Here is a 24,018-nt window from a genome sequence, read left to right on the forward strand (position 1 = left end):
CCACCGCATCCGGCACTACGGACTTCTGGCCAATGGCAGCCGCCGAGCCGACCTGGCCAAGGTGCGCCAGGCGCTACAAGTAGAGCCCAAGCCTGCAGCGCAAGATGCCGTGGCGCTGGCTACGCCAGCACCTGTCTTCGTGTGTCGCCACTGTGCTGGCCCCATGCAGGTGGTACAGACCTTCCTGCGCGCACAGACCATCCGCGGGCCGCCGACATCATGAACCGCCGCAACACGACCCTCGTTGAGATGCCGACAAGCCGCAGACGCGCCTCGGCCGGGATAGCCTGCGCCGCCAGTTCGTGCAAGCCTTCCACGGGCCTCACGACGCGTCTTGAAGCTTGCTCCGTCAGGCCTCAGCGCAAGAAGGCCGCCGTGCAATGGACACCACCAGGCCACTGCCGGCGCCATCCAGTGAACGTGCCGAACCTGCAATCCCCATAGGCCGACGCGTCAAATCAACGCCCGTGGCATGCGCCGCGGTTTCCTCCCTCGAGGCTTGTGCGACACCTGCCCTCAGGTCAGCATCGACTCGATGCGCCGCCGCATGCGCGGGCAGGTATCCCACAACCCTAAACATAGTGAACCCTCGGGGTCTTTCGGTCGGGTGAAAGCGTGACCTATGACTGCTTTGCGGCGACTATCAACGCCCACGCAAACGGCGTGCCCACCCCAGTAACCAGCGCCGCGCCGCCCGCCGGGCGCGCCCCTCGGCCGGGCGCTCACGCCAGGCCAGTAGCGCGTCGATCGCCCGCTCGGGCGGGCAGGGCAGGCCGCTGGCCGGGTCCACATAGCGCGGGTAGAGGATCAGGCTGGCAGCCACCAGGCTGTCCAGATCCAGCCGGCGTTGGCGCCGCGGCAGCGCCACGCGGTCCTCGGTCAGGCCCCAGCCGGCGTAGAACGGCGCGCCCCAGCAGACCACGCGGCGCTGGCGCAGCAGGGCCTCGAAGCCCGCCAATGAAGTGAGCACATGCACCTCATCCACCTGATCCAGCAGCTGGTCGATCGGCACATCCACCACCACCTCGTCGGCCAGCGCATGGGCGTTGGCCTCGCCGTCACCGGCGCGGCGCAGGCCGGCCACCACGTCGGGGTGGGGCTTGTAGACCAGCCAGGCGTCGGGCCGCTCGGCGCGGGCGGCGCGCAGCAGGTCGGCATTGCGGCGCAGGCCGGGTGCGCCCCAGCGCAGCGACTCGTCGGCCTCCACCTGGCCCACCACCAGCAGCACCGGCCGCTCGCCGGCCGGGCGCTGCCAGGCGCGGCCGGCCAGGTTGTATTTGGTCAGGCGCGCCGCCAGGATGCGTTGGCGCAGCGCGGCCGCCCGCTCGCGCAGGGCGGCGGACACCTCGCCCGACTGCAGCCACTGCTCCAGCTGCGACGGCGCCGTGGCGTCGTAGTACAGGCCCTGGGCGTCGATCACCCAGGACAGCGGCTGACGCATCTCGGCGCCCAGGCCCACCGAACGCAGGAAACCATCCTCCACCCGCCGCACACTGGCCGGCGCCGCCCCGGCGGGCGGCGTGGCGCGGCCCCACAGCACCAGGTGCTCGCCCCCGGCCAGCGGCTGGCGTGCCGACTGGAAGCGCACCTGGCTGCCCGGCATGAAACGCTGCAGGATGGGCCGCTTCCACCACGAGAAACCCACTGCGGTCACGCGCTCGGGATCCTGCTGGCGCTGCTGGCGCAACCAGCCCACGGCCTGCACCAGCGCCTCGGGCGTGCAGCGCGCGCCGCCATGCGGATGCACCTGGCGCGGATAGTCCACCAGCGCCGCATGCACCAGCGCCTGCAGGCGCGCCGGGGGACGGCGCGCCAGGGTCTGTTCGTCGCGGCTGAGGCCCCAGCCGGCGTAGAAGGGCAGACCGAAGCAGCGCAGCGGCCGGCGCCACAGCAGCGCCTCGAAGCCCATTTGCGAGGTCACCACATACACCGCCGCCACCTGCTGCAGCAGGTCGGGCGGATGCACCGGATCGGCCAGCCACACCACGCGCTGCGCGGCGCCCGGCGACAGCGTGCCCGGCGAGAAATGCCCGCTCTTGCGCCCGGCCATGACGTCTGGATGCACCTTCAACAGCACGCGTGCGCCGGGGTGCTCGTCCAGCGCAGCCTCCAGCATGCGGGCAAAGCTGCGCGCGTCGGCGCCGCCGTGGGCGATCGCGGCGTCGCCAGCGGTCTGGTCCACCACCAGCACGTCGCCCTCGCGGGCCAGTTGGGCCAGGCTGGCGGGGTCGCGGTCACGCGCCAGGTTGTACTTGGAGACGCGCGCCTCGCACCAGGCCTGGCGCAGGGCCTCGGCGCGCGCGGCCTGGGCGGCGTCCACCCCAGCGGCGATCAGGCGCTCCAGGCGCGAGGGCTGGCTGGCGTCGTAGTAAATGCCTTCGTCGTCCAGCACCACCGACCACGGCGGCGCGTCCGGCCCCAGCGCCAGCGAGCGCAGAAAGCCGTCCTCCAGCCGCAGCAGCGGCAGGCCGTGGCGGCGGGCCTGGGCCTCGGCGCGCTCGGCGCTGGGCTTGCGGCCCCAGGCCAGCACGGCGTCGGCCTCGGCCGGCGAGCGCACCAGCCGTGCGCCGTGCAGCAACTCAGGCAGCGTGGCGATGCGGGCCACGCCCGCGGTGGGCGCCCACAGGCGGCGGCCGCTCAGCAGCGCCGCGCAGGCGTCCAGCTCGGGCATGGCGCGGGCGCGGCGCGGCGGATCAGAGACCGGCGGCAGCGAAGTGCGGGTTGTCGAAGCCCGGCTTGCCGTAGCGCAGGTCGGCGCCGTCAGCCACCACGGTGACGCGGCCACCGGCGGCGCGCAGCACCGCATCACCGGCGGCGATGTCCCACTCCATGGTGCGGCCCAGGCGCGGGTACAGGTCGGCTTCGCCCGCGGCCACCAGGCACAGCTTCAGCGACGAGCCGGCGTTGGTGCGCGAGGCCACCTTGCGGCCCCCCAGGAAGGCGTCGAGCGCGGTCTCGTCGCCATGCGAGCGGCTGGCCACCACGGTCAGGCCCTCGGCCGGCACGGCACGGCAGCGGATGGCGCGGCGGCCCTGGGCGTCTTCCAGCCAGGCGCCCTGCCCGGCCACGCCGCCGAACAGGCGGCCGATGGCCGGCGCATAGACCAGACCCAGCACCGGGCGGCCCTGCTCGATCAGCGCGATGTTCACGGTGAACTCGCCGTTGCGGCTGATGAATTCCTTGGTGCCGTCGAGCGGATCGACCAGAAAGAAGCGGTCACTCACATCCGGAATATTGCCCGCCGACACGGCCTCTTCGGCCACCACCGGGATGCCCGGGGCCAGGCGCGCCAGGCCAGCCAGGATCACCGCCTCGGCGCGGCCATCGGCCTGGGTGACCGGCGAATCGTCGCCCTTCTTGGTGACATCAAAGTCGGTGGCGTAGATGTCCATGATGACCTGACCCGCATCGCGGATCAGCGGCACCAGGCTTTCCAGCAGGGCGGACAGGTCGGGGGTGGTGGCTGCGTTCATGGTGGGGTCATGCCAAACAAGGGATGCCCGATTGTGCAGCGCCCATGGCACACTCCCACCCCTAAAACATTTATTGACCAGACCTTGTCCACGCACGCACCCGACGTTTCTGCGCTGAATTCACGCCGCCGGCGTGCGGTGCAGCTGCGCGTGGACGGTCTGAGCCTGAGCCAGATCCAGGCCGCCACCGGCCTGAGCGTGCCCACCATCATCAAGGCCTACCAGGCCTTCGAGCAGGGCGGCTGGCAGGCGATCGACGTGGCCGCGCGTGGCCGCCCGCGCGGCAGCGGCCGCGTGCTGGACGCCGCCCAGGAGGCCGCGCTGCGCCAGGCCGCGCTGACCCAGGCCCCTGAATCGGCGGGCCTGCCCGCCGGCCTGTGGGACACCACCGCGCTGCAGGCGCTGGCCCGTCAGCGCTGGGGCCTGAGCCTGGAGGCGCGCGCGCTGTCGCGCCTGCTGGAGCGCTGGGGCCTGGCCCTGCACAGCCTGGCCGACGCCGCGCCCCAGCGCGGCCCCGGCGCCGACTGGCTGCGCGAGGGCTGGCCCGCGCTGCAGCGCGAGGCCCGCGCCCAGCACCGCAAGCTGCTGTGGGTGGGCGCGTTGGCGCACCACAGTGGCGCAGCCGCAGGGGCCGGCATCCTGGTCGCCCTGACACCTCGCGGCAGCCTGCGCTGGCTGCCGGTGCAGCGCCTGTCGGCGCTGGACGGCTGGCGCCGCCTGTTCGAGCGCCTGGCCGCCGACCCCGACGGCCCCTGGCTGCTGGCCCTGCACGGCCCCGACCTGCGCCGCGCGCCCACTCTGACCGATTGGCTGGCCACCCAGCCCGCGCTGGCGCTTCAGGATTGCCCGATCGCGCCGATACGCCGGACAGCGCCCGAAGCGGCGCCCGTGACCAACGCCACAACAAACGATCCCCCGCGTGCCGCGCCAGCGGCGAACATCCCGTCCTTCGACAGCCGGGCCCGCCCCGCCGTCGCCAACATCCCATCTGCGCAGGAAAAACCGATGAGCCTGACCCACCTCCAACGCCTGGAAGCCGAGAGCATCCACATCATGCGCGAGGTTGTCGCCGAAGCCGACAACCCGGTGATGCTGTACTCGATCGGCAAGGACTCGGCCGTGATGCTGCATCTGGCGCGCAAGGCCTTCTACCCGGCGCCGCCGCCGTTCCCGCTGCTGCACGTGGACACCACCTGGAAGTTCCGCGCCATGTACGAGCTGCGTGACCGCATGGCCAAGGACTCGGGCATGGACCTGCTGGTCTATCACAACCCCGAGGCGATGGAGCTGGGCATCAACCCCTTCACCCACGGCTCGCAGATCCACACCGACATGTGGAAGACCCAGGGCCTGAAGCAGGCGCTGGACAAGTACAACTTCGACGTGGCCTTTGGCGGCGCCCGCCGCGACGAGGAGAAGAGCCGCGCCAAGGAGCGCATCTTCTCGTTCCGCAGTGCGCAGCACCGCTGGGACCCGAAGAACCAGCGCCCCGAGCTCTGGCGCCTCTACAACGGCCGCAAGCACAAGGGCGAGTCGATCCGCTGCTTCCCCATCTCGAACTGGACCGAGCTGGACATCTGGCAGTACATCTACCTGGAAAACATCCCCATCGTGCCGCTGTACATGGCCGCCGAGCGCCCGGTGGTCGACCGTGACGGCACGCTGATCATGGTGGACGACGACCGCTTCCCGCTGCGCGAGGGCGAAGTGCCGATGATGAAGAGCGTGCGCTTCCGCACCCTGGGCTGCTACCCGCTGTCGGGCGCGGTGGAGTCCACCGCCAGCACGCTCACCGAGATCATCCAGGAAATGCTGCTGACCAAGACCAGCGAGCGCCAGGGCCGCATGATCGACCACGACTCGGCCGCGTCCATGGAGAAGAAGAAGCAGGAGGGGTACTTCTAACCCCACCCGCATCAGCTTCAACATCTACCCGAACAGGAAAGACCATGGCACACGTTTCCGACATGATCTCGGTCGACATCGAGAAGTACCTGAAGCAGCACGAGAAAAAGAGCCTGCTGCGCTTCATCACCTGCGGCTCGGTGGACGACGGCAAGTCCACCGTCATCGGCCGGCTGCTCTATGAATCGAAGATGCTCTTCGAGGACCAGCTCGCCGCGATCGAGAACGACTCCAAGAAGTGGGGCACCCAGGGCGGTGACATTGACTTCGCGCTGCTGGTCGACGGCCTGGCCGCCGAGCGCGAGCAGGGCATCACGATCGATGTGGCCTACCGCTTCTTCAGCACCGACCGCCGCAAGTTCATCGTCGCCGACACCCCGGGCCACGAGCAGTACACGCGCAACATGATCACCGGCGCGTCCACCGCCGACGTGGCCGTGATCCTGATCGATGCGCGCAAGGGCGTGCTCACGCAGACCCGCCGCCACAGCTACCTGGTCAGCCTGATCGGCATCCGCAAGGTGGTGCTGGCCATCAACAAGATGGACCTGGTCGATTACTCGCAAGAGGTGTTCGACCGCATCAACGAGGAATACCGCGTCTTCGCCAAGCAGATCGGCCTGAACGACATCACCAGCATCCCGCTGTCGGGCCTCAAGGGCGACAACATGCTGGCCGCCAGCGAGCACACGCCCTGGTACCACGGCCCCACGCTGATGGGCTTCCTGGAAACCTGCGAGATCGACGAGGCGCGCCAGCAGCGCGAGGCCTTCCGCCTGCCGGTGCAGTGGGTCAACCGCCCCAACCTCGACTTCCGCGGCTTCTGCGGCGTCATCACCGGCGGCAGCATCAAGCCGGGCGACCGCATCCGCGCCCAGCCCTCGGGCCGTGAGAGCAAGGTGGCGCGCATCGTCACCATGCACGGCGACCTGCCGATGGCCGTGGCCGGCCAGAGCGTGACCATCACGCTGGAAGACGAGATCGACATCTCGCGCGGCGACGTCATCTCCACCGCCGACAGCCCCGCCGAGGTGGCCGACCAGTTCGAGGCCACCATCGTCTGGATGACCGACGAGCCCATGCTGCCGGGCCGCCCCTACCTGCTGAAGGTGGGCACGCAAACGGTGACCGCCACCATCACCGAGCCCAAGTACAAGGTCAACGTCAACACGATGGAGCACCTGGCGGCCAAGCAGCTCGAGGTCAACGAGATCGGCGTGGTCAACCTGGCGCTCGATCGCCCCATCGCCTTCGACCCCTACACCGCCAACCGCGACACCGGCGGCTTCATCCTGATCAACCGCCTGACCAACAACACGGTCGGCGCGGGCATGCTGCACTTTGCGCTGCGCCGCTCGCACAACATCCACATGCAGCATGTGGACGTGGACAAGGCCGCGCGCGCCACCGCCAAGGGCCAGAAGCCCGCGGTGCTGTGGTTCACCGGCCTGTCGGGCGCGGGCAAGTCGACCATCGCCAACCTGGTCGAGAAGAAGCTGCACGCCATGGGCCGCCACACCTACCTGCTCGACGGCGACAACGTCCGCCACGGCCTGAACAAGGACCTGGGCTTCACCGAGGCTGACCGGGTGGAGAACATCCGCCGCATCTCCGAGGTGGCGCACCTGATGGTGGACGCCGGCCTGATCGTGCTGACCGCGTTCATCTCGCCGTTCCGCTCGGAGCGCGCCATGGCGCGCAGCCTGATGGGCGAGGGCGAGTTCGTCGAGGTCTATGTGGACACCCCGCTGGACGTGGCCGAGGACCGCGACGTCAAGGGCCTGTACAAGAAGGCCCGCCGCGGCGAGATCACCAACTTCACCGGCATCTCCAGCCCGTACGAAGCGCCCGAGAACCCCGAGATGCGCGTGAACACCACGAACCAGTCGGCCGACCAGGCTGCTGACGCGGTGATCGCGGCGCTGCGCCAGCGCGGCATCATCGACTGAGGCGCTCAGCCCCAGGCCTCTAGCCCAACCGGGCGCACGCGTGTGCGCCCGGCCTGACGGAGTCATGTCATGAGCTGGCAACAAGCCGTGGTGTTCGCCACGCTGGCGCTGCTGATCGTGGAGCTGGTGCGCGGCCGCCGCGCGCCCGGCACGCTGTTCGCGGGCGCGGCCTTTCTGTTCGTCATGCTGAACTTCATCAGCATGGGCAACGCGCTCAAGCAGTTCACCAACAACGGCCTGATCACCGTGGTGGTGCTGCTGCTGCTGTCCATCGTGCTGGACAAGTCGCGCATGCTGGAGCTGATGGCCGAGAAGCTGGTGCGCGGCCCCTACCGCTGGGCGCTGGTCAAGCTCTACGGCGCCACCGCGGTGTACAGCGCCTTCCTGAACAACACCGCCGTGGTGGCCTCGTTGATCGGCCCGCTCAAGGGCAACCGCGAGCACAGCGCCGCGCGCCTGCTGATCCCCATGTGCTACGCCGCCACGCTGGGCGGCATCCTCACGCTGGTGGGCACCAGCACCAACCTGCTGGTCAGCAGCCTGCTGGCCGGCCGGCACATGCCCGAGCTGCACCTGTTCGACCTGTTCCCGGTGGGCATCCTGATCGTGCTGTCCTGCGGCGCGGTGATGATCCTGCTGTACCCGCGCCTGCTCAAGGCCCAACCACCGGCCGAGGACGAGACCAGCGACTACTTCCTCGAGGCCGAGGTGCTGCCTGACTGCCCGCTGGTCGGCAAGACCATCGAGCAGGCCGGCCTGCGCAACCTGGGCCACCTGTTCCTGACCGAGATCGTGCGCGGCGACAACCTGATCGCCCCGGTAGAGCCCGACCGCTTTGTCAATGCCGGCGACATCCTGGTCTTCACCGGCGATGTCACCCGCATCGACCTGCTGGCCCAGTTCCCGGGTCTGCGCCCGCACGGCCACCATGATGATCTGCCGCTGACCAACCTGGTGGAGGTGGTGGTGGCCGCCGGCTCCACGCTGGCGCGGCGCACCATCCGCGAGGTGGACTTCCGCTCGAACTTCGACGCCGCCGTGGTGGCCGTGCGCCGCGGCGCCGAGCGCCTGGGCGGCAGCATCGGCAACACCCGGCTGGAGGTGGGCGACGCGCTGGTGCTGGTGGTGGGCCAGGACTTTGAGAAGCGCAACAACCTGGGCCGCAACTTCGTCATCGTCTCCAAACGCGAGGTGCAGAAGTTCGTCGACCCGCGCAAGGGCTGGCTGTCGATGATCGGCTTTGTGGCGGTGATCGCGCTGGCCGCCTTCGGCCTGGTGGATTTCCTCAAGGGCATGCTGCTGCTGCTGGTGCTGTTCCTGGCCAGCGGCCTGGCCAAGGTGGCCGACCTGCGGCGCAATGTGCCCTGGGAGCTGATCATGATCATCGCGTCATCGCTGGTGATCTCCGAGGTGATGCTGGGCACCGGCGCCGCCAAGCTGCTGGCCGGCGGCCTGCTCAGCGGCGCCGAGCAGTTCGGTCCCTATGCCGCGCTGGCCGTGCTGCTGCTGGCCACCTGGATCCTCACCGAGCTGATGACCAACAACGCCGCCGCGGCGCTGGCCTTCCCGATCGCGCTGGGCGTGGCCGAACAACTGGGCCTGTCGCCCATGCCCTTTGTGATGGCGGTGCTCTACGGCGCCAGCTGCAGCTTTGCCACCCCCTACGGCTACCAGACCAACCTGATGGTCATGGCCCCGGGCCGCTACCAGCTGCGCGACTACCTGCGCGCCGGCCTGCCGGTGGCGCTGACCTTCCAGGCCGTGGCCCTGGTCGCCATCCCGGTCTTCTTCCCCTTCCGCTGAAGGCGCCGCGGCGCTGCGTGCTACAACCCGGTCCTCTCAGGAGGACCTCCATGCTGCACCGTGCCCTGCGCGCGGCCACGCTCGCCGCGTCGGCCGCCCTGTTCACCGCCCTGCCCCACGTCAGCGCCCAGGCGCAGAGCGCCGCGCCGGCCGCCAGCCCGGCCCCGGCCCAGGTGCCGCTGATCGAGCGCGCCCGCTTCTTCGGCAACCCCAGCAAGGTGGCCGGCCGCATCAGCCCTGACGGCCGCTGGCTCAGCTGGATCGCGCCGCGCGACGGCGTGCTCAACATCTGGGTGGCCCCGGTCAACCAGCCCGAGCAGGCCCGCGCCCTCACGGCCGAGACAAGCCGCCCCATCCGCTCGTACTTCTGGGCCCCCGATTCGCAGCGCATCCTGTTCATCAACGACAAGGGCGGCGACGAGAACTTCCTGCTCTACGGCGTGCCCGTGGCCGGCGGCGAGCCGCGCCTGCTCACCCCCTTCGAGAAGACGCGGGTGCAGATCGTCAAGATCAGCCGCGAGCGCCAGGACCGCATCCTGCTGGGCATCAACAACCGCGATCCGCGCTGGCACGACATCTACAGCCTGGACCTGGCCAGCGGCCAGCTCAGCCTGGTGCTGCGCAACGAGCAGGGCTGGGCCGGCTTTCATGCCGACGAACAGTTGGTGCTGCGCCTGGCCGAAAAATCCCGCCCCGACGGCGGCACCGACTACCACCGCGTGAAGGACAACCAGGTCGATGCCACGGCGCTGAGCAGTGTCTCGATGGAGGACTCCACCACCACCGGCCCGCGCGGCTTCACGCCCGACGGCCGCACGCTGTACTGGACCGACTCGCGCGGCCGCAACACCGCCGCCCTGGTGGCCCAGGATCTGGTCACGGGCAGCACCCGCGTGGTGGCCGAAGACCCGCGCGCCGACATCGGCAGCGTGCTCACCGATCTGCGCGACGGCCGCGTGCTGGCCTGGCAGGTCAACTACCTCACCGAGGAGTACGTGGCCAAGGATCCGGCCGTGGCGGCTGACCTGGCCTACCTGCGCGGCGCACTCAAGGGCAGCTTCACGCTGACCGCCCGCACCAATGCCGACGACCGCTGGGTGCTGGCGGTCGATCCGGTGACCGCGCCGTCCTACACCGTGCTGTTTGACCGCCAGGCGCGCCGCCTGACGCCGCTGTTCGTCAGCCGCCCCGAGCTGGACGGCGCGCCGCTGGTGCCCATGCAGGCGCTGGAGCTGAAGGCGCGCGACGGCCTGACCATGGTGAGCTACCTGTCGCTGCCCAAGGACGCTGATCCGCCCGGCAGCGGCCGGCCCGCCAAGCCGGTGCCGATGGTGCTGCTGGTCCACGGCGGCCCCTGGGCGCGCGACGACCACGGCTACAACAGCTACCACCAGTGGCTGGCCAACCGCGGCTATGCGGTGCTGTCGGTCAACTTCCGCGGCTCCACCGGCTTTGGCAAGGCCTTTGTCAGCGCCGGTGACCTGCAATGGGGCCGGCGCATGCACGACGACCTGCTGGACGCCGTGGACTGGGCCGTCAAGAACGGCATCACCACCCGCGAGCAGGTGGCCATCATGGGCGGCAGCTACGGCGGCTACGCCACGCTGGCCGGCCTGACCGTCACGCCCACCGCCTTTGCCTGCGGCGTGGACATCGTCGGCCCGTCCAACCTGTTCACGCTGCTGGAATCGATCCCGCCCTACTGGGAAAGCTTCCGCCAGCAGCTCTACCGCCGCATGGGCGACCCCACCACCGAGGCCGGCAAGGCCCTGCTCAAGGAGCGCAGCCCGCTCACCTACGCCGACCGCATCGTGCGCCCGCTGCTGATCGGCCAGGGCGCGAATGACCCGCGCGTGAACGTGCGCGAGTCCGACCAGATCGTGCAGGCCATGGCCGAGCGCAACATCCCCGTCACCTACGTGCTGTTCCCCGACGAAGGCCACGGCTTTGCCCGCCCGGTCAACGCCATCGCCTTCAACGCCGTGACCGAGAACTTCCTCGCCCGCTGCCTGGGCGGCCGGGCCGAGCCCATCGGCGACACGCTCAAGGCCTCGACCGCGCAGGTCAAGCATGGGGCGGCGTACACGCCGGGGGTGGCGCAGGCGCTGCCGGCGGGGCGCTGATCAGACCTGCGCGCTGCGCGCCTGCAGCGCCGCCACCAGGGCGGCCAAGGGGAGCACTTGCACGTCGTTGGCCATGCGCCAGGAGTCCGTGCCCGGGTACACCAGCCAGCGCCGGTGGGGCTGCAGGTCAGCGCAGGCGCTGTGAAAACCGCGCTCCAGCTTCGGGCTCAGGCTGCGCTTGATCTCCACCGCCCAGCATTCGCCGTCAGGCAGTGTGAGCAACAGGTCCACTTCGGCGCCGGCCGCGGTGCGGTAGAAGTGGGCTTGGGTAGTCGGCCCCGCTGCGGTCAACAGGTTGTCGATCACCCAGGTTTCCCAACTGGCGCCCAGCGCCGGGTGCGACAGCAGAGCCTCCTTGTGAGGTATGCCCAGCAGGGCGTGCAAGATGCCGCTGTCGCGCACATAGAGCTTTGGCGAACGCACCAGCCGTTTGCCCAGGTTGGCGTGCCAGGGCGGCAAGCGGCGCAGCAGCATCAATTGCTCCAGCAGGCTCACCAGGCCATTCACCAGCTTGACGTCCACGCCCAGGCTGCGGCTCAGCGCGGCGCTGTTCAGCAGCCCCCCTTGCTGGTGCGCCAGCATGGTCCACAGTCTCCGCAACAGATCGGCGTTCACACCAGCGCGAAACTGCAAGACTTCGCGTTCGACATAGCTGCGGATGAAGTCGCGCCGCCAGGCCAGGCTGTCGGCATCGTTGGCCGCCAGCAGGCTGTCGGGAAATCCGCCGCGCAACCACAAGGTGTCGGCGTCCGTGCTGCCGGTTTCAGCCAGGGTCAAGGGCGCCAGTTCAAGAAACGCAATGCGGCCGGCCAAGGACTCCCCCGCTTGCGCCAGCAACTCCACCGAAGCCGAGCCCAGCAGCAGGTACATCCCAGCCCGCCGCCCGCTGCGGCGCCCCTTGTCGATCAGCCCCCGCAACACCGGAAACAAGCCCGGCGCACGGTGAATCTCGTCCAGGATCACCAGCTTGTCGGCATGATCCGACAGGTACAGCTCAGGCTGCGCCAACTTGGCCCGGTCGGCCTCGGATTCCAGGTCCAGGTACACCGACGCGCGCTCTGCGCTCAGTGCCGCACCGGCCGCCAGCGCCAAGGTGGTCTTGCCCACCTGACGCGGGCCCAGCAACGCCACTGACGGCTGACGACGCAGCGCACTGAGCAGCCCATCGTGGAGCAAACGCTGAAACATCCTTGTAATTCTGCCATCCGAAGGCAGAAATGCAAGGTTATCCAGGCCGGATACTCAGCGCCGCGCCCCCAGAAACCCCGACAGGATCCTTGACAGCCGGCTGGGCCGGCTCAGCACGGAGGCGGTGGCCGCTGGGCTCAGGGCGACGGGTTGCGTGTCGGCCGGCTGGGAGGCCGGCGGCCGCAGCGGCACCACCTTCGCCGCCAGGCGCAGACTGGGGGTCAGCGGATCGTCCTTGGGCTGCGGAAAGAACACCGGCTCGGCCCAGTTCAGCAGCGGCTGCCATTGCTCGCGGTCGGTGGCACCCACGTTGTCGGGCATGTCGAAGAGGCTGATGCCGTTTTCCACCGCGCGCACGTAGATCTGCGCCATGCGCAGCGAGGTGATGTAGGGGATGTTCACGCTGGCCGCCCATTCGGCGGTGATGCGCTCGACATGCGTGCGTGAATCCACCCGCATGCCCACGGCGGCCACCCGGCACTGGCCCTTCATGATGCGAGGCTGGCTGCGCAGCTCGTTCCAGCAGTCGGAGGCAGACTCGCGGTCAAACACCGAGCCACCCACCGGCAGCAAGATGGCGTCGGCCACCATCACCACCCGGGCCAGGCCCAGACCGTGCAGGCCGCCAGGCGTGTCCAGCACCAGGTGCTGGGTGCCCAGGGCGGGACGCGACAGACGCACGGAATCGCCCACCCAGCCCACGATTGGCGGCGCCGCTGAGGGCCGGCGCGCCAGCCACACCCGCATCGATTGCTGGTGGTCCAGGTCGCCCAGCGTGACCGACCCGGTGCTGCGCGCCAGGTACACGGCCAGGTTGGTGGCCAGCGTGCTCTTGCCGCTGCCCCCTTTGCGACTGACGACTGCCAAGGTGCCCATGGCGGCGCAAGTTACATGGTCTTACAGGTGGGGTCAATCCGCCATTGTGCTCAGGGGCGCCGCTGGCGTGCGCTTGCGCACACTTGGCAGGCCCGGGTGTCCACCCGGGCATGGCGCTTGCGGCTGCCTACGCATGAACCCCAGGACCGTGTCAAGTGGGCGCACTCATCAGTTCCGTGGACACCGCCGCACACAGAGGCCTTGCATTCGTGAACTGATTAGCACCCCTTCGCAGCCCGCTATTTACAATCCGACTGTTGTTACCAAGGGAGTGCGCCGATAGGTTGCAGGCCACCAGGGCCTGACCACCTGCGGCACCGCCAATGTTTGAAGACCACAGCGCCCGCAAGCGATTCCTGAGTTCGCCGCCGTCCGTGCCCACGGCGGTGGCGGCCATCATGGAGCCGGTGGTGGCCTGCGTCACGCTGGCGTTCTGCCATTCGTTGTTCCGCCAGCCGTTCAGCGGCATCTCCACCGCGCTGATGGTGCTGCTGCTGGTGCTGATGTTCCCGGGCGCCAACCGCTTTGGGCAGACCGGCGTGGGCGTGGTGATCGGCACCCTGCTGTCGTGGCTGGGCGTGCTGCTGGTGCTGCTGCTGCTGGGCTACGCCACCAACACGCTGCAGCAGTTTCCGGCGCGGATGCTGGCCACCTGGATGGTGCTCACGCCCGTGATGCAACTGCTGCTCACCGTGGTGGGCACCAGCTGGCTGCGCCACCACGCGTCATTGCCCAGCTCGCGGCGGCCGGCGGTGGTGGTGGGGGCCAACCACAGCGGGCAGCGGGTGTCGGCCATGCTGCAGGCGCGGCGCTCGTTTGGCCACGACCTGATGGGCTATTTTGACGACCGCACGCCCGAGCGCACCGAGCTGCCCCCCGGCGCCACGCTGCTGGGCCGGCTGGCCGACCTGCCCGCCTACATTGACGAGCACGGCATCAAGGACGTGTTCATCACGCTGCCCATGAGCTCGCAGCCGCGCATCCTGGACCTGATGGAGTCGCTGCAAAACACCACCGCGTCGCTGCACTACGTGCCCGATGTGTTTGCCGTGAACATCATCCAGGGCCGCCTGACCGACATGGGCGGCGTGCCGGTGGTGGGCCTGATCGTCACGCCGTTCACCGGCGTGAACGGCCTGATCAAGCGCATCAGCGACATCGTGCTGGCCGCGATCATCCTGGTGCTGATCTCACCCATCCTGCTGGCGGTGGCCATTGGCGTGAAGCTCAGCTCGCCCGGGCCCATCATCTTCAAGCAGCGCCGCACCGGCCTGGACGGCGAGGACATCAACGTCTACAAGTTTCGGTCCATGGTCACCCAGGACAACGGGCCGGTGGTGCAGCAAGCCACCCGCGGAGACCCGCGCATCACGCGCTTCGGGGCCTTCATCCGCAAGACATCGCTGGACGAGCTGCCGCAGTTCATCAACGTGTTGCAGGGCCGCATGAGCATTGTGGGACCGCGCCCGCACGCCGTGGCCCACAACGAGCAGTACCGCCAGCTGGTCAAGGCCTACATGGCGCGCCACAAGGTGAAGCCGGGCATCACCGGCTGGGCCCAGGTGAACGGCCTGCGCGGCGAGACCGACACGCTGGACAAAATGGCCGCCCGGGTGGAATACGACCTGGAATATCTGCGTAACTGGTCATTGGGCCTGGACCTGCTGATCATTGCCCGCACCGCCAAACTCATGTTCTTCGACCGTGGCGCCTACTGATCTTCTCCTCACCGCCGTGCGCCGCGCCGTGCTGGCGCTGCCGCTGCTGTCCGCCACCGCCGCGCTGGCCGAAGGCAACCCCTGGGGCATTGCCGGCGAGCTGGACATCACGCATGACAGCAATGTGCTGCGCGCGCCCACGGGCGGCGCGGTGTCTGACACCATTTTTTCGGCAGGGCTGCGAGGGCAGCTGGATCAGGGCATTGGGCGCGAGCGGCTGCGGGTTAATGCACTGCTCGAGCACAACCGCTTCCAGAACCAGCGCGCGCTGGACAACCTCAGCCATGAGGTGACCGTGGGCCTGAGCTTTGAGCCCGGCAACCTGGTGTTTGGTGAGCTGAACCTGCGCAATGCCCGCAACCTAGCCAATCGCACTCTACAAGATGGCAGGGTGCTGACCCAGGGCAATCTAGAGCGACAGACCCAGACCACGCTGCGGCTGAGCAAAGGCGTGGTCAGCACCTGGACGCTGGTGGGGGGGTTTGACGCCTTCCAGCGCCGCGAGTCTGAGGCGGCCTATGCTCTCAGCGATCTGAGCTACCACAGCCTTGACCTTGGCGTGCGCTACCAGTCCACGCCCGAGCTGCGCCTGACCGCGCTGCTGCGCCGCAGCCAGGGCGAGTACCCCAACCTGGGCAGTGGCGACGACTACTCGCGCAACGACCTGGAGCTGCGCGCCCTGTGGGAGCCCACCGGTGCCAGCCAGGTGGACACGCGCCTGGTGTGGGGCAACTCGGATCACTCATTGTCGACCATTCGCTCCGGCACGCAGTGGTCAGGGGCCGTGAGCTGGACCTGGCAGGCCACAGGCAAGACACGCTTGTTGGCTCGCGCTGCGCGCTACAGCGACACCGGCGCGCGCGACATCGGCATCGGCAGCACCGACATCGTCAAGAATTACAACGACGCGCTGATCCGCACCACCGTGGATGTGGGGGCGCGATGGCGGGCCACAGGCAAAATACTCCTTGAGGCCACAGCCAGCCGCTCGCAGCGCAGCCTGAGTGCCAGCCTGCAAAGTGGCACCGCCAGCAGCACCGGCTCAGACCGCAGCCACACGCTGCAGCTGGCCGTCAGCTACCAGGCCCTGCGCAACCTGCAGCTGGCCTGTCAGGCCGGGCGAGAGTCACGCAGCATCAGCGGCAACGTCGCGGGGCGGTCTTTTCCGTATTCCAGCACGACCTTCGGCTGTTCGGTGCAGGCCTGGCTGCGCTGAGGCCTCTGTATCGTCGTAACCTAGTCGGTCTGCTGGGCCCCGGGGGCCCTCAGACCCTTTACTGAGCCCGCTCATTCATGTTTCGCTCCCTGATTGCCTTGTTGTCGGCGCTGCTGCTGTCGGCCCTGCCGGCGGTGGCCCAGCCCACCATCACCATCCCCGCCTCCGACCTGGCGGCCAGCACCGCGCCCGAGTACCGCCTGGGCCCGGGCGATTCCATCCGCGTGCAGGTGTACCAAAGCCCCGACCTGAGCCTGGAGCTGCGCCTGAGCGACGCCGGCATGGTGAGCTACCCGCTGCTGGGCGCCATCCGCCTGGGCAGCCTGACGGTGAGCGAGGCCGAGCAGTTCATTGCTGAAGGCCTGAAGCGCGGCGAATACATCAAGAACCCCCAGGTCACCGTGCTGCTGATGCAGGCGCGCGGCAGCCAGGTGAGCGTGCTGGGTCAGGTGGCCAAGCCCGGCCGCTACCCGCTGGAGCAGGGCGGCACGCGCCTGAGCGAGCTGCTGGCCCAGGCCGGCGGCGTGCTGCCCACCTCCGGGGCCGACCGCATCGTGGTGGTGGGCACGCGCGCGGGCAAGCCGTTCCGCGCCGAGGTGGATTTGCCCTCGGTCTTTGACACCGCCGAGCGCCCGGGTGATCTGGTGCTGCACGGCTATGACACGCTGTGGGTGGAGCGCGCGCCCCTGTTCTACATCTACGGCGAGGTGCAGCGCCCCGGCCAGCTGCGCCTGGAGCGCGGCATGACCCTGCTGCAAGGCCTGGCCGCGGGGGGTGGCCTCACCCTGCGCGGCACTGAAAAGGGCATCCGCATCCACCGCCGCGGGCCCGATGGCGCCATCCAGATTCTGCAGCCCGACATGGCTGCGGCGCTGCGCGATGGCGACGTGATCTACGTGCGCGAGAGCCTGTTCTGAACGTGCAGCGCCGCGCTGCCCCTGCAGCGTTGGCGTCCCGGTGTCGAAGTAGTCCCCATGATCGACCTGCATTGCCACCTGCTGCCCGGCATTGACGACGGCCCCGCCACCCTGGACGACGCACTGGCCCTGGCCCGCGCCATGGTGGCCGATGGCATTGTGCAGGCCGTGGCCACGCCGCATGTGTTTCCGGGCCGCTTTGACAACACCCGCGGCAGCATTGCCCCGGTGCACGCCGCGTTTTGCCAGCGGCTGGCGCAAGAAGGCATTGCGCTGCGCCTGCATGTGGCCGGTGAGCTGCGCCTGAGCGCCGAGCTGCTGGACCGCTTGGGCAGCGGCGATCTGCCCTTTTTGAACCAGGACGGCCCGCGCCCGCGCGCCATGCTGCTGGAAATGCCCGACGGCCAGGTGCCGCTGGGCACCGATCGGCTGTGTGCTGCCTTCTCGCGCCAGGGCATCGTGCCCCTGATCGCCCACCCCGAGCGCAACCGCGGCGTGATGGAGCGGCTGGACCGCATCCTCCCGCTGCTGGATGCGGGCTGCCAGCTGCAGGTGACCGCCGGCTCTTTGTTGGGTGACTTTGGCGAGCGCGCCCAAGACACGGCCTGGGACCTGCTGGATCGTGGCCACGTGGCCGTGGTGGCCAGCGACGCGCACAACCTGCGCGGCAGGGCGCCCCGCATGTCGGCAGCGCGCGAGTTGCTGGCGCAGGAGTGCGGCGAACCCATGGCCCGCCGCCTGACCCAGGACAACCCCGCCCGGCTGTGCGGCCTGGCCTGATCCGCTGAGCTACTGAGCAGCCGTGCTGGCCGCCGCGGGTGCTGAGGCCGGCCCCGATGCCGCCGCCTGCCCGGCTGTGGGCGCTGCGCCAGCCGGGGGGGTGTCGTCCTCAGCCACAAACTCCTTCTTGTAGCCCATGGCCACGTTGTTGATGCGCACGCGGTCACGGGTGTCGGCGTCCAGGTACAGCTGGATGGCCCAGTCGCGCACATCAGCGGGCGCGTTTGGCCAGTCCTGCAGCGCATAGCGCAGACCGGCTTTCTGCACCGCCCACTCATTGGGCCCCAGTGCCCGGGCTCGGCGCCAGTCGTTCCACAAGCCTTCGGTGTTCTTCAGGTCGTCCTGCACGCTGGCCGTGCGCAGCCACATCCAATACGCGTAGGGCTGCAGCGCAAGCGCCTGGCGGTAGTCCGTCAGGGCCTGGTTCAGCAGTTGCTGTTGGCGAGCGGCGGCATCAGGCGCCGTGGTCACCGATGGCGCGCCACTGCGCGCGACATTCAGGTCACCAAAGGCGACGTAAAGCTCCGGCGAATTCGGCGTCAGGCGCGCCGCCACCGCCAGGCCCTGGGCCACCTCGTCCAGCACATCGTCCTGGGGAGGCACCTTGCCCAAGCGGACCAGCTCCAAGAGGTGGCGGGCCTCGGCCGAAGCCAGATCCGCCCGCAGGGTTGTGCCGCCGTACCAAAACACCCAAGCAGCCATCGGCAGCACCAGCAGCGCCATTGCGCGCACCCACCAGACCGGGCCCGGAACCGGCAGGCTAGCGGACGACTTCGAGGACCGCCGCCGCCGACCCTCGGTGCTCCGGCCGCCTTCATGAGCGTTGCCGCCATGGCGGCTGTCGCTGGAACCGCTGGGCCATACCTGCAATCCATCAGTGCGCATGCGGCACCTCCTTCGCGGCGGGCGCGGCTTCGGCCGCGCCGTCGTGGGCCTCATCGTCGCCCGGTGCATCATCGGGCTGCTCGGGCAGAGTCGCCGCGTCGGAGCGCCCACGCTGACGCGCCGAGGGGCGCACCGGCACTGTGTATGGCAGGGCCAGCAGCACGGTGAACAACATCGCGTTGGCCGGCATCTGCAGGTTGAAATCCACCAGGCTGTGCAAGCCCAGGCAGCCCAGCGCCACCAGCGTACACACCGCCACGCCACGGCTCAGGCGCGGCTGGTCATCGCGCAGCAGGCGCACGGCGCGCCAGCCCGCCAGCAGGCCCACGCCCACCCACAGCAGCATGCCCACCAGCCCCACCTCCACGGCTTGCTGCACATAGTCGTTGTGGGCGTAGTCGAACTTGCCCCAGTAGATCTCGGGCGTGCGCACCCGCGGAAATACCCGGTCAAACACTCCGCCGCCCCAACCCCACCAGGGCTGCTGCTCCACTAGCTCGAGTGACACCCGGGGCGTGCGCAGACGCGCCTGGAGCGACTCTTCGCGGTAATTTTGTGGCCGCGGCCCGGCCACGGCGCTGGCCGCAGCCGCCGAACCAGGCGGCGCATCAGGATCGGCCTGGATGGAGTAATCGGTGTCCTGTAGGCGATCGACCACCCGGTCCAGGCCCACCAGTTGCCCCAACACCACGATGTCGACCACCACCATGCTGGCCACCACCCACAAGGCCGGCCGCCGCAGCTTGAGCGAGCGCCAGGCCGTGAACAGGCCCACCAGCAGCAGCGTGATGAAGAAAGCCGCATTGCCCATGCGCGAATGCGTCATGACCAGCGCCACAACCATTACTACCATCAACAGGCGCAGCATCATCTTGGGCGATAGCATGAACCGCAGTACAGCCAGCAGCCGGTCCTGCCAGCGGCTGACTTTGCGGCCCTCGTCTCCCAGGTTGGCCACAAGCAGCCCCAGACCCGCGGCCAGGCTCAATTCCATGAAACCGGCCAGATGATCGGGGTTGGCAAAGGTGCCGGCCGCCCGTGGGCCCACCTCCACCGCCGAGTAAAACAGCGTCCACCGCAGGTTAAGCGACTTCAGCGCGATGGCCAGGAAGGCTTGGACCAGGCCCGCCACCACCGCAGCCAACAGAATCTTGCGCGCCAGCTCTTCGCGCGGCACCGCCACCAGCGTGAGCGCAAAGGCGGCCACGCACAGCAAGGTGCGCACCAGGTAGTTGCTGGTCAGGAACGGATCCACAGTGGTGAGCACCCCCGCCAGCTGGGCTGCAGGAATCAGCGCCAGCAGCAGCAGCAGCGCTAGCGGCCACACCGCCCCCGGCGCGCCGCGCACCTGGGCCCACACCGGCCCAGGCAGCACCCGCGGCGCAAACACCACGCCCACCATGGCCACCACCAGCAGCGCGGCCCACAGCAGCAGCGACACCAGACCCAGCGCCCAGGGGCGGTTGCCCCCCAACATCAACGGAAAAGCGACCATCAGGGTGGTCAGCAGGGCCAGTGCCCCGCGATTCAAGAGATGCAACATCCGCTCACACTAACGCGCACCCACGGCGCCTAAAAGCCCGAAAAACCCAGCCCTTCAGGGCGTTTCCTGCGGCAAATGCACGCACTGACGCCTTCGAGCGCTGCGCGCTGGCTGGGCGTTTCAGTACAGGGAGTTGAGCCGCGCGCTAGCCGCAGCGTTGCCGAGGCCTTAGGGCAGACCAGGAGCAAGGACGCCACGGCACACCACCAGCCGGCTGCGGCCCCGATGGATCGACGCAAAGTGCGACCCCAAAATGCAAACAGCCAGCTCGACGCGGCCGGCTGGCTGTTTGTAGCTGCCGGGTGGCCTACTGGGCCACCCTGGCCGCGGTGTGAAGACTCAGCTCAGGCTGGCAGAGCAGATCGGCAGTGCCGGATCGATGCTGCACTTGCACAGCTTGGCGTTCTTGGGCGAGAGCATGTCGCACTTGTCCAGCGCCTTGTTCTTCGCTTCTTCCTCGCGCACAGCGATGTTGGCGCCGCGGTTTTCAACGCAGGTGGCGTAACGCTTCGGGTCCGCAGGCCACTTCGCGGCGCAGATGTCTTCTGCCACCGGGAGATCGCGCACCTCACCCTTGCCAGCGAAAGCCGAGGTGGACATGCCGCCAGCGACCACAACCAAAGCAGCCAGAACCGCTGCAAAACCCTTGATAGCCATGAGAACCCTCCGATAAAACTGCAGATCAACTTGCCCAGCTTCTGATGACGAACCTTGACCCGACGGCTGGGGCGAAGAGATCAGTCGCTGTGACGGAGTGTAGCTTAGCAAGGCCCGGGCCGCACCCCTATTGCACCCTTCATACAGGGGATGCGGTGGGTGGGCCCTGTGACGAACTTGGCACCTCGCACGCCATTCCTGAGTGGCTTGCGTGGGCATTGGCACACCCTTGGGGCAACCACGCGCACTGGCGCAGTGCACCAGACGACCACCCGCCCAGACAGGCGCCGGCGGCCTGCCCAGGCCTCAGCGCTTGCGCCCTGCGCTCGACCGGGCGGTGTCAGACCCAAGCACACCGCCGATGATCGTCATCCGCGTTTCGTACTTCTTCTTCATGCCCAGCGCAGAGCAGGCATCCAGGCGCGACCAGTCGGTACAGGTGTTGGCGTTGCCATCGTTGTCAAAGAGCACGTCTGACGTGAAATCGCAGCAGTGGATGGAACCGTGTCGTGTAGCAATGTGGCTCAGGTCCCGTAGTGCTGGCGGTACCAGGCCGCGAACCGGTCGATGCCTTCGCTCAACGACGTGTTGCGCGGCTGCAAACCCGTCCACGCCCGAAGCGCAGACACATCGGCGTAGGTGGCCGGTACATCGCCAGGCTGCATTGGCAGGTGGATCTTCTTGGCCTCACGGCCCAAGGCCCGCTCCAGCTCGCCAATGAAGTCCGCCAGCTTCACCGGCGTTTCGTTGCCAATGTTGAAGACCTTGTAGGGTGGTGCGCCCTCGCCAGCCACCGGGGGCTTGTCCACCGTGGCCACCACACCATCCACAATGTCGTCGATGTAGGTGAAGTCGCGCATCATCTGGCCTTCATTGAAGACCTTGATGGGCTCACCCGCCAAGATGGCCTTGGTGAACAGGAAGTAGGCCATGTCAGGCCGTCCCCAGGGCCCATACACCGTGAAGAAGCGCAACCCCGTGGTGGGCAGGCCGAACAAGTGGCTGTACGTGTGCGCCATGAGCTCGTTGCTCTTCTTGGTGGCGGCGTACAGGCTGACCGGGTTGTCCACCCTGTGTTGCTCGCTGAATGGCATTTCCTTGTTGCCACCGTATACGCTGGAGCTACTTGCGTAGACAAGGTGCTGCGGCGGGTAGGCGCGGCACATTTCAAGCAAATTCAAGAACCCGACCAGATTAGAGCTGGCGTACTCATGTGGCCTTTCGATTGAGTAGCGCACACCGGCCTGCGCGGCCAAATTGATTACCACATCGAAGCGGTTAGCCTCAAAAACTTCGCGAAGTCGCGCCAATTCAGACAGGTCACCCTCTACAAAGCTAAACGCAGCACTTGCTCGCAGCTCACTAAGACGCCCAAATTTAAGGTGGGGATCGTAGTATGGATTGAGGTTGTCGTACCCGACAACTTCGTCACCCCGGGCCAGCAGCCGCTGACTCAAATGCATGCCGATAAAGCCCGCGGCACCAGTGACAAGAACTCTCAACTCGATCTCCTTGTGTAGATAAAAGACCAAAACTCAGAGAAATAGCGGTTGCACCCAAAGAGAGACAATTCACCCACTCTACTAGCAGACCAGACTTAAGCTACTTACCTATCAATTGCCATTGGATACCAACGTGATTTACAAATATAAGGGCGCCCAATTCACGGAACGATCGATCTAGTGGCTGAAACAAACTGACCGCCCTTGGTTATCACCAACACAACGAACGGATCGCTCGTCGAAGTCACATGCCGACACGGTCAGCCTGAAATTGCCGCTAGCATCCAGCAAATCAAAACAAGCCACGGGCGCTAACTGCACACTCCGTCCGTGATCATCTGCGCCACTGCGAACTATTACACTGGAAAGCAAGAGCAACCCGTCACCCGCACACTTGAAGTGAGCACCATCGCCAGCGCGCCCATTGCGCCGAATCACACTTCCACTAATTGCCACCTCCGAATCCCTTATCTCAAAGCCAAACCTACCTACCGCCCTGTCAGTTACGCCACCAACTATTGTGACATTCCTAGCACCCACAAATCGCCAATTCAAGGAGTTCCATTCGCACTTGGTCCCCATAAATGTATTGTCGTTAGCGCCTCGCAGCATCTCGATGCCGACATCATTGGCATTAATCTCACATGAAATAAAGTGACTGTCCACGGCAGAACCAAGCCCAACAACACACTTCGTCGCATGACATCGCGTAAATCTTGAATTTCGCCAATACGCTCCCGCCGAGCCAAATCCATAGCGGAAGTTTGCCACCGAAACATCCTCAAAGGTTATCCCATTCATATCCCCCCTGCCGAACACATCCGTATCCCGCCTTCCCCAAAGCGAAAGTCTTTGAATAGTGTTCAATCCGGACGGCAGAAAGACATGATGGGCACGCGGCGCCAGATGAATCAGAGGGAGCCGCCCCCCATAATTTTCAGGACCGGACGGAGAGTATACGCGCCTGTAGCCAATACCAGAAATAGTAATACCAGTGGGCAGAGGCACCCCGCCAACAATATAAGCAACCCTAGCCGGCGGAATGACGACTGAATTGGCACCAGAGTGAATCGCACGATGAAAGGCATCGCTGTCGTCGGTTACTCCATCACCAGTCGCACCATAGTCCTCAACATTAACTTGACCGACACCACCAACCCGCTGCCAATGATACCCCTGCACATTCGAAGGGAAGCGCTTCCCCCAATCAACCTCCCCCTTCTCAGGCACCAGCTCAAAATACCCGCCCCCCCCGGGCATACCCGCATGATATGAGCGAACATAGGCGAGTGCCCGCAGTACACGCTCACCACCTTCTTGATCGAATCTGTATGAGGACATCTGGCCTATGAAATCAAACCACAGCACCCGAAATCCGGCAGAATCACCGACTATCGCAGAGTTAGCACCCAGATTCACCGAGGAAAGAACAAATCCAAAGAATGATCGAAATAAATCACGCCGCAGCATAATCTGGGACCTT

The 24,018-nt window shown here is 67.4% G+C and carries 18 protein-coding genes and 1 pseudogene; 9 read left to right on the top strand and 10 right to left on the bottom strand.

All coding sequences use genetic code 11. The features are described 5' to 3' along the window. Positions 1-223 (top strand): annotated as a pseudogene (locus KAK06_RS13195) (IS91 family transposase); the annotation flags it as partial. 420 nt (positions 224-643) lie between these two features. On the opposite strand, the gene KAK06_RS24570 reads toward KAK06_RS13195, so the two are convergent. Then, positions 644-2,671: a capsule polysaccharide biogenesis protein gene (locus KAK06_RS24570; RefSeq protein WP_210802585.1), complete on the bottom strand. Its 2,028-nt coding sequence runs from the start codon at positions 2,669-2,671 to the stop codon at positions 644-646. A 22-nt stretch (positions 2,672-2,693) separates the two neighbouring features. After that, positions 2,694-3,473, bottom strand: a complete 780-nt coding sequence (gene cysQ, locus KAK06_RS13205) for a 3'(2'),5'-bisphosphate nucleotidase CysQ (RefSeq protein ID WP_210802586.1) — start codon at positions 3,471-3,473, stop codon at positions 2,694-2,696. Positions 3,474-4,454: 981 nt separating this feature from the next. On the opposite strand from cysQ, the gene cysD reads away from it, so the two are divergent. The 4 genes from cysD to KAK06_RS13225 all read left to right on the top strand — a co-directional run bounded on the left by cysD (position 4,455) and on the right by KAK06_RS13225 (position 11,253). Continuing rightward, positions 4,455-5,378 (top strand): sulfate adenylyltransferase subunit CysD, encoded by a 924-nt coding sequence (cysD, locus tag KAK06_RS24190; protein WP_375140893.1) that lies wholly within the window; start codon positions 4,455-4,457, stop codon positions 5,376-5,378. Positions 5,379-5,422: 44 nt separating this feature from the next. Further along, on the top strand, positions 5,423-7,327 hold the full coding sequence (gene cysN / locus KAK06_RS13215; protein ID WP_210802588.1) for a sulfate adenylyltransferase subunit CysN: 1,905 nt from the start codon (positions 5,423-5,425) through the stop codon (positions 7,325-7,327). Between the two features lie 69 nt (positions 7,328-7,396). Then, entirely contained in the window at positions 7,397-9,130 is a 1,734-nt protein-coding gene (locus KAK06_RS13220) for an SLC13 family permease (RefSeq protein WP_210802589.1), read from the top strand. 50 nt (positions 9,131-9,180) lie between these two features. Next, the gene (locus KAK06_RS13225; RefSeq protein WP_210802590.1) at positions 9,181-11,253 is read left to right on the top strand and encodes a S9 family peptidase; all 2,073 of its coding nucleotides are present in this window, start codon (positions 9,181-9,183) and stop codon (positions 11,251-11,253) included. Here KAK06_RS13225 and KAK06_RS13230 read toward each other — a convergent pair whose 3' ends face one another. Then, a complete protein-coding gene (locus tag KAK06_RS13230) occupies positions 11,254-12,441 on the bottom strand; it encodes an ATP-binding protein (protein WP_210802591.1) in 1,188 nt (395 codons plus the stop codon). Between the two features lie 54 nt (positions 12,442-12,495). After that, a complete protein-coding gene (locus KAK06_RS13235; protein WP_210802592.1) occupies positions 12,496-13,308 on the bottom strand; it encodes a nucleotide-binding protein in 813 nt (270 codons plus the stop codon). 332 nt (positions 13,309-13,640) lie between these two features. On the opposite strand from KAK06_RS13235, the gene KAK06_RS13240 reads away from it, so the two are divergent. The 4 genes from KAK06_RS13240 to KAK06_RS13255 all read left to right on the top strand — a co-directional run bounded on the left by KAK06_RS13240 (position 13,641) and on the right by KAK06_RS13255 (position 17,948). Beyond that, positions 13,641-15,035, top strand: coding sequence for an undecaprenyl-phosphate glucose phosphotransferase (locus tag KAK06_RS13240; protein ID WP_210802593.1), 1,395 nt, complete (start codon positions 13,641-13,643; stop codon positions 15,033-15,035). Between the two features lie 16 nt (positions 15,036-15,051). Next, positions 15,052-16,251: a hypothetical protein gene (locus KAK06_RS13245; RefSeq protein WP_210802594.1), complete on the top strand. Its 1,200-nt coding sequence runs from the start codon at positions 15,052-15,054 to the stop codon at positions 16,249-16,251. 77 nt (positions 16,252-16,328) lie between these two features. Beyond that, positions 16,329-17,168 (top strand): polysaccharide export protein EpsE, encoded by an 840-nt coding sequence (gene epsE, locus KAK06_RS13250; protein WP_210802595.1) that lies wholly within the window; start codon positions 16,329-16,331, stop codon positions 17,166-17,168. Positions 17,169-17,225: 57 nt separating this feature from the next. Further along, entirely contained in the window at positions 17,226-17,948 is a 723-nt protein-coding gene (locus KAK06_RS13255) for a tyrosine-protein phosphatase (RefSeq protein WP_210802596.1), read from the top strand. Between the two features lie 9 nt (positions 17,949-17,957). Here KAK06_RS13255 and KAK06_RS13260 read toward each other — a convergent pair whose 3' ends face one another. The 6 genes from KAK06_RS13260 to KAK06_RS13285 all read right to left on the bottom strand — a co-directional run bounded on the left by KAK06_RS13260 (position 17,958) and on the right by KAK06_RS13285 (position 24,005). Further along, positions 17,958-18,650 (bottom strand): hypothetical protein, encoded by a 693-nt coding sequence (locus tag KAK06_RS13260; RefSeq protein WP_210802597.1) that lies wholly within the window; start codon positions 18,648-18,650, stop codon positions 17,958-17,960. Between the two features lie 172 nt (positions 18,651-18,822). Next, positions 18,823-20,373 (bottom strand): O-antigen ligase family protein, encoded by a 1,551-nt coding sequence (locus KAK06_RS13265; RefSeq protein ID WP_210802598.1) that lies wholly within the window; start codon positions 20,371-20,373, stop codon positions 18,823-18,825. Between the two features lie 342 nt (positions 20,374-20,715). Continuing rightward, positions 20,716-21,033, bottom strand: coding sequence for a hypothetical protein (locus KAK06_RS13270; protein WP_210802599.1), 318 nt, complete (start codon positions 21,031-21,033; stop codon positions 20,716-20,718). Between the two features lie 306 nt (positions 21,034-21,339). Next, on the bottom strand, positions 21,340-21,504 hold the full coding sequence (locus KAK06_RS13275) for a hypothetical protein (protein WP_210802600.1): 165 nt from the start codon (positions 21,502-21,504) through the stop codon (positions 21,340-21,342). Between the two features lie 53 nt (positions 21,505-21,557). Then, positions 21,558-22,535 carry an NAD-dependent epimerase gene (locus KAK06_RS13280; RefSeq protein ID WP_210802601.1) on the bottom strand — a complete coding sequence of 326 codons (978 nt, stop codon included), beginning with the start codon at positions 22,533-22,535 and terminating at the stop codon, positions 21,558-21,560. A gap of 177 nt (positions 22,536-22,712) precedes the next feature. Continuing rightward, positions 22,713-24,005: a glycosyl hydrolase family 28-related protein gene (locus KAK06_RS13285; RefSeq protein WP_210802602.1), complete on the bottom strand. Its 1,293-nt coding sequence runs from the start codon at positions 24,003-24,005 to the stop codon at positions 22,713-22,715. Between the last annotated feature and the right edge of the window lie 13 nt (positions 24,006-24,018).

It is taken from the genome of Ideonella aquatica (genome assembly GCF_018069755.1).
Classification (GTDB): Bacteria; Pseudomonadota; Gammaproteobacteria; order Burkholderiales; family Burkholderiaceae_C; genus Ideonella; species Ideonella aquatica.

Bases quoted from the DNA above. Each gene is read 5' to 3' on its own strand.
- KAK06_RS24570 (WP_210802585.1), bottom strand. From the start codon at position 2,671: ATGCCCGAGCTGGACGCCTGCGCGGCGCTGCTGAGCGGCCGCCGCCTG.
- KAK06_RS13220 (WP_210802589.1), top strand. From the start codon at position 7,397: ATGAGCTGGCAACAAGCCGTGGTGTTCGCCACGCTGGCGCTGCTGATC.
- KAK06_RS13225 (WP_210802590.1), top strand. From the start codon at position 9,181: ATGCTGCACCGTGCCCTGCGCGCGGCCACGCTCGCCGCGTCGGCCGCC.
- KAK06_RS13230 (WP_210802591.1), bottom strand. From the start codon at position 12,441: ATGTTTCAGCGTTTGCTCCACGATGGGCTGCTCAGTGCGCTGCGTCGT.
- KAK06_RS13270 (WP_210802599.1), bottom strand. From the start codon at position 21,033: ATGGCTATCAAGGGTTTTGCAGCGGTTCTGGCTGCTTTGGTTGTGGTC.
- KAK06_RS13255 (WP_210802596.1), top strand. From the start codon at position 17,226: ATGATCGACCTGCATTGCCACCTGCTGCCCGGCATTGACGACGGCCCC.
- cysN (WP_210802588.1), top strand. From the start codon at position 5,423: ATGGCACACGTTTCCGACATGATCTCGGTCGACATCGAGAAGTACCTG.
- KAK06_RS13285 (WP_210802602.1), bottom strand. From the start codon at position 24,005: ATGCTGCGGCGTGATTTATTTCGATCATTCTTTGGATTTGTTCTTTCC.
- KAK06_RS13240 (WP_210802593.1), top strand. From the start codon at position 13,641: ATGTTTGAAGACCACAGCGCCCGCAAGCGATTCCTGAGTTCGCCGCCG.
- cysQ (WP_210802586.1), bottom strand. From the start codon at position 3,473: ATGAACGCAGCCACCACCCCCGACCTGTCCGCCCTGCTGGAAAGCCTG.
- epsE (WP_210802595.1), top strand. From the start codon at position 16,329: ATGTTTCGCTCCCTGATTGCCTTGTTGTCGGCGCTGCTGCTGTCGGCC.
- KAK06_RS13260 (WP_210802597.1), bottom strand. From the start codon at position 18,650: ATGGCTGCTTGGGTGTTTTGGTACGGCGGCACAACCCTGCGGGCGGAT.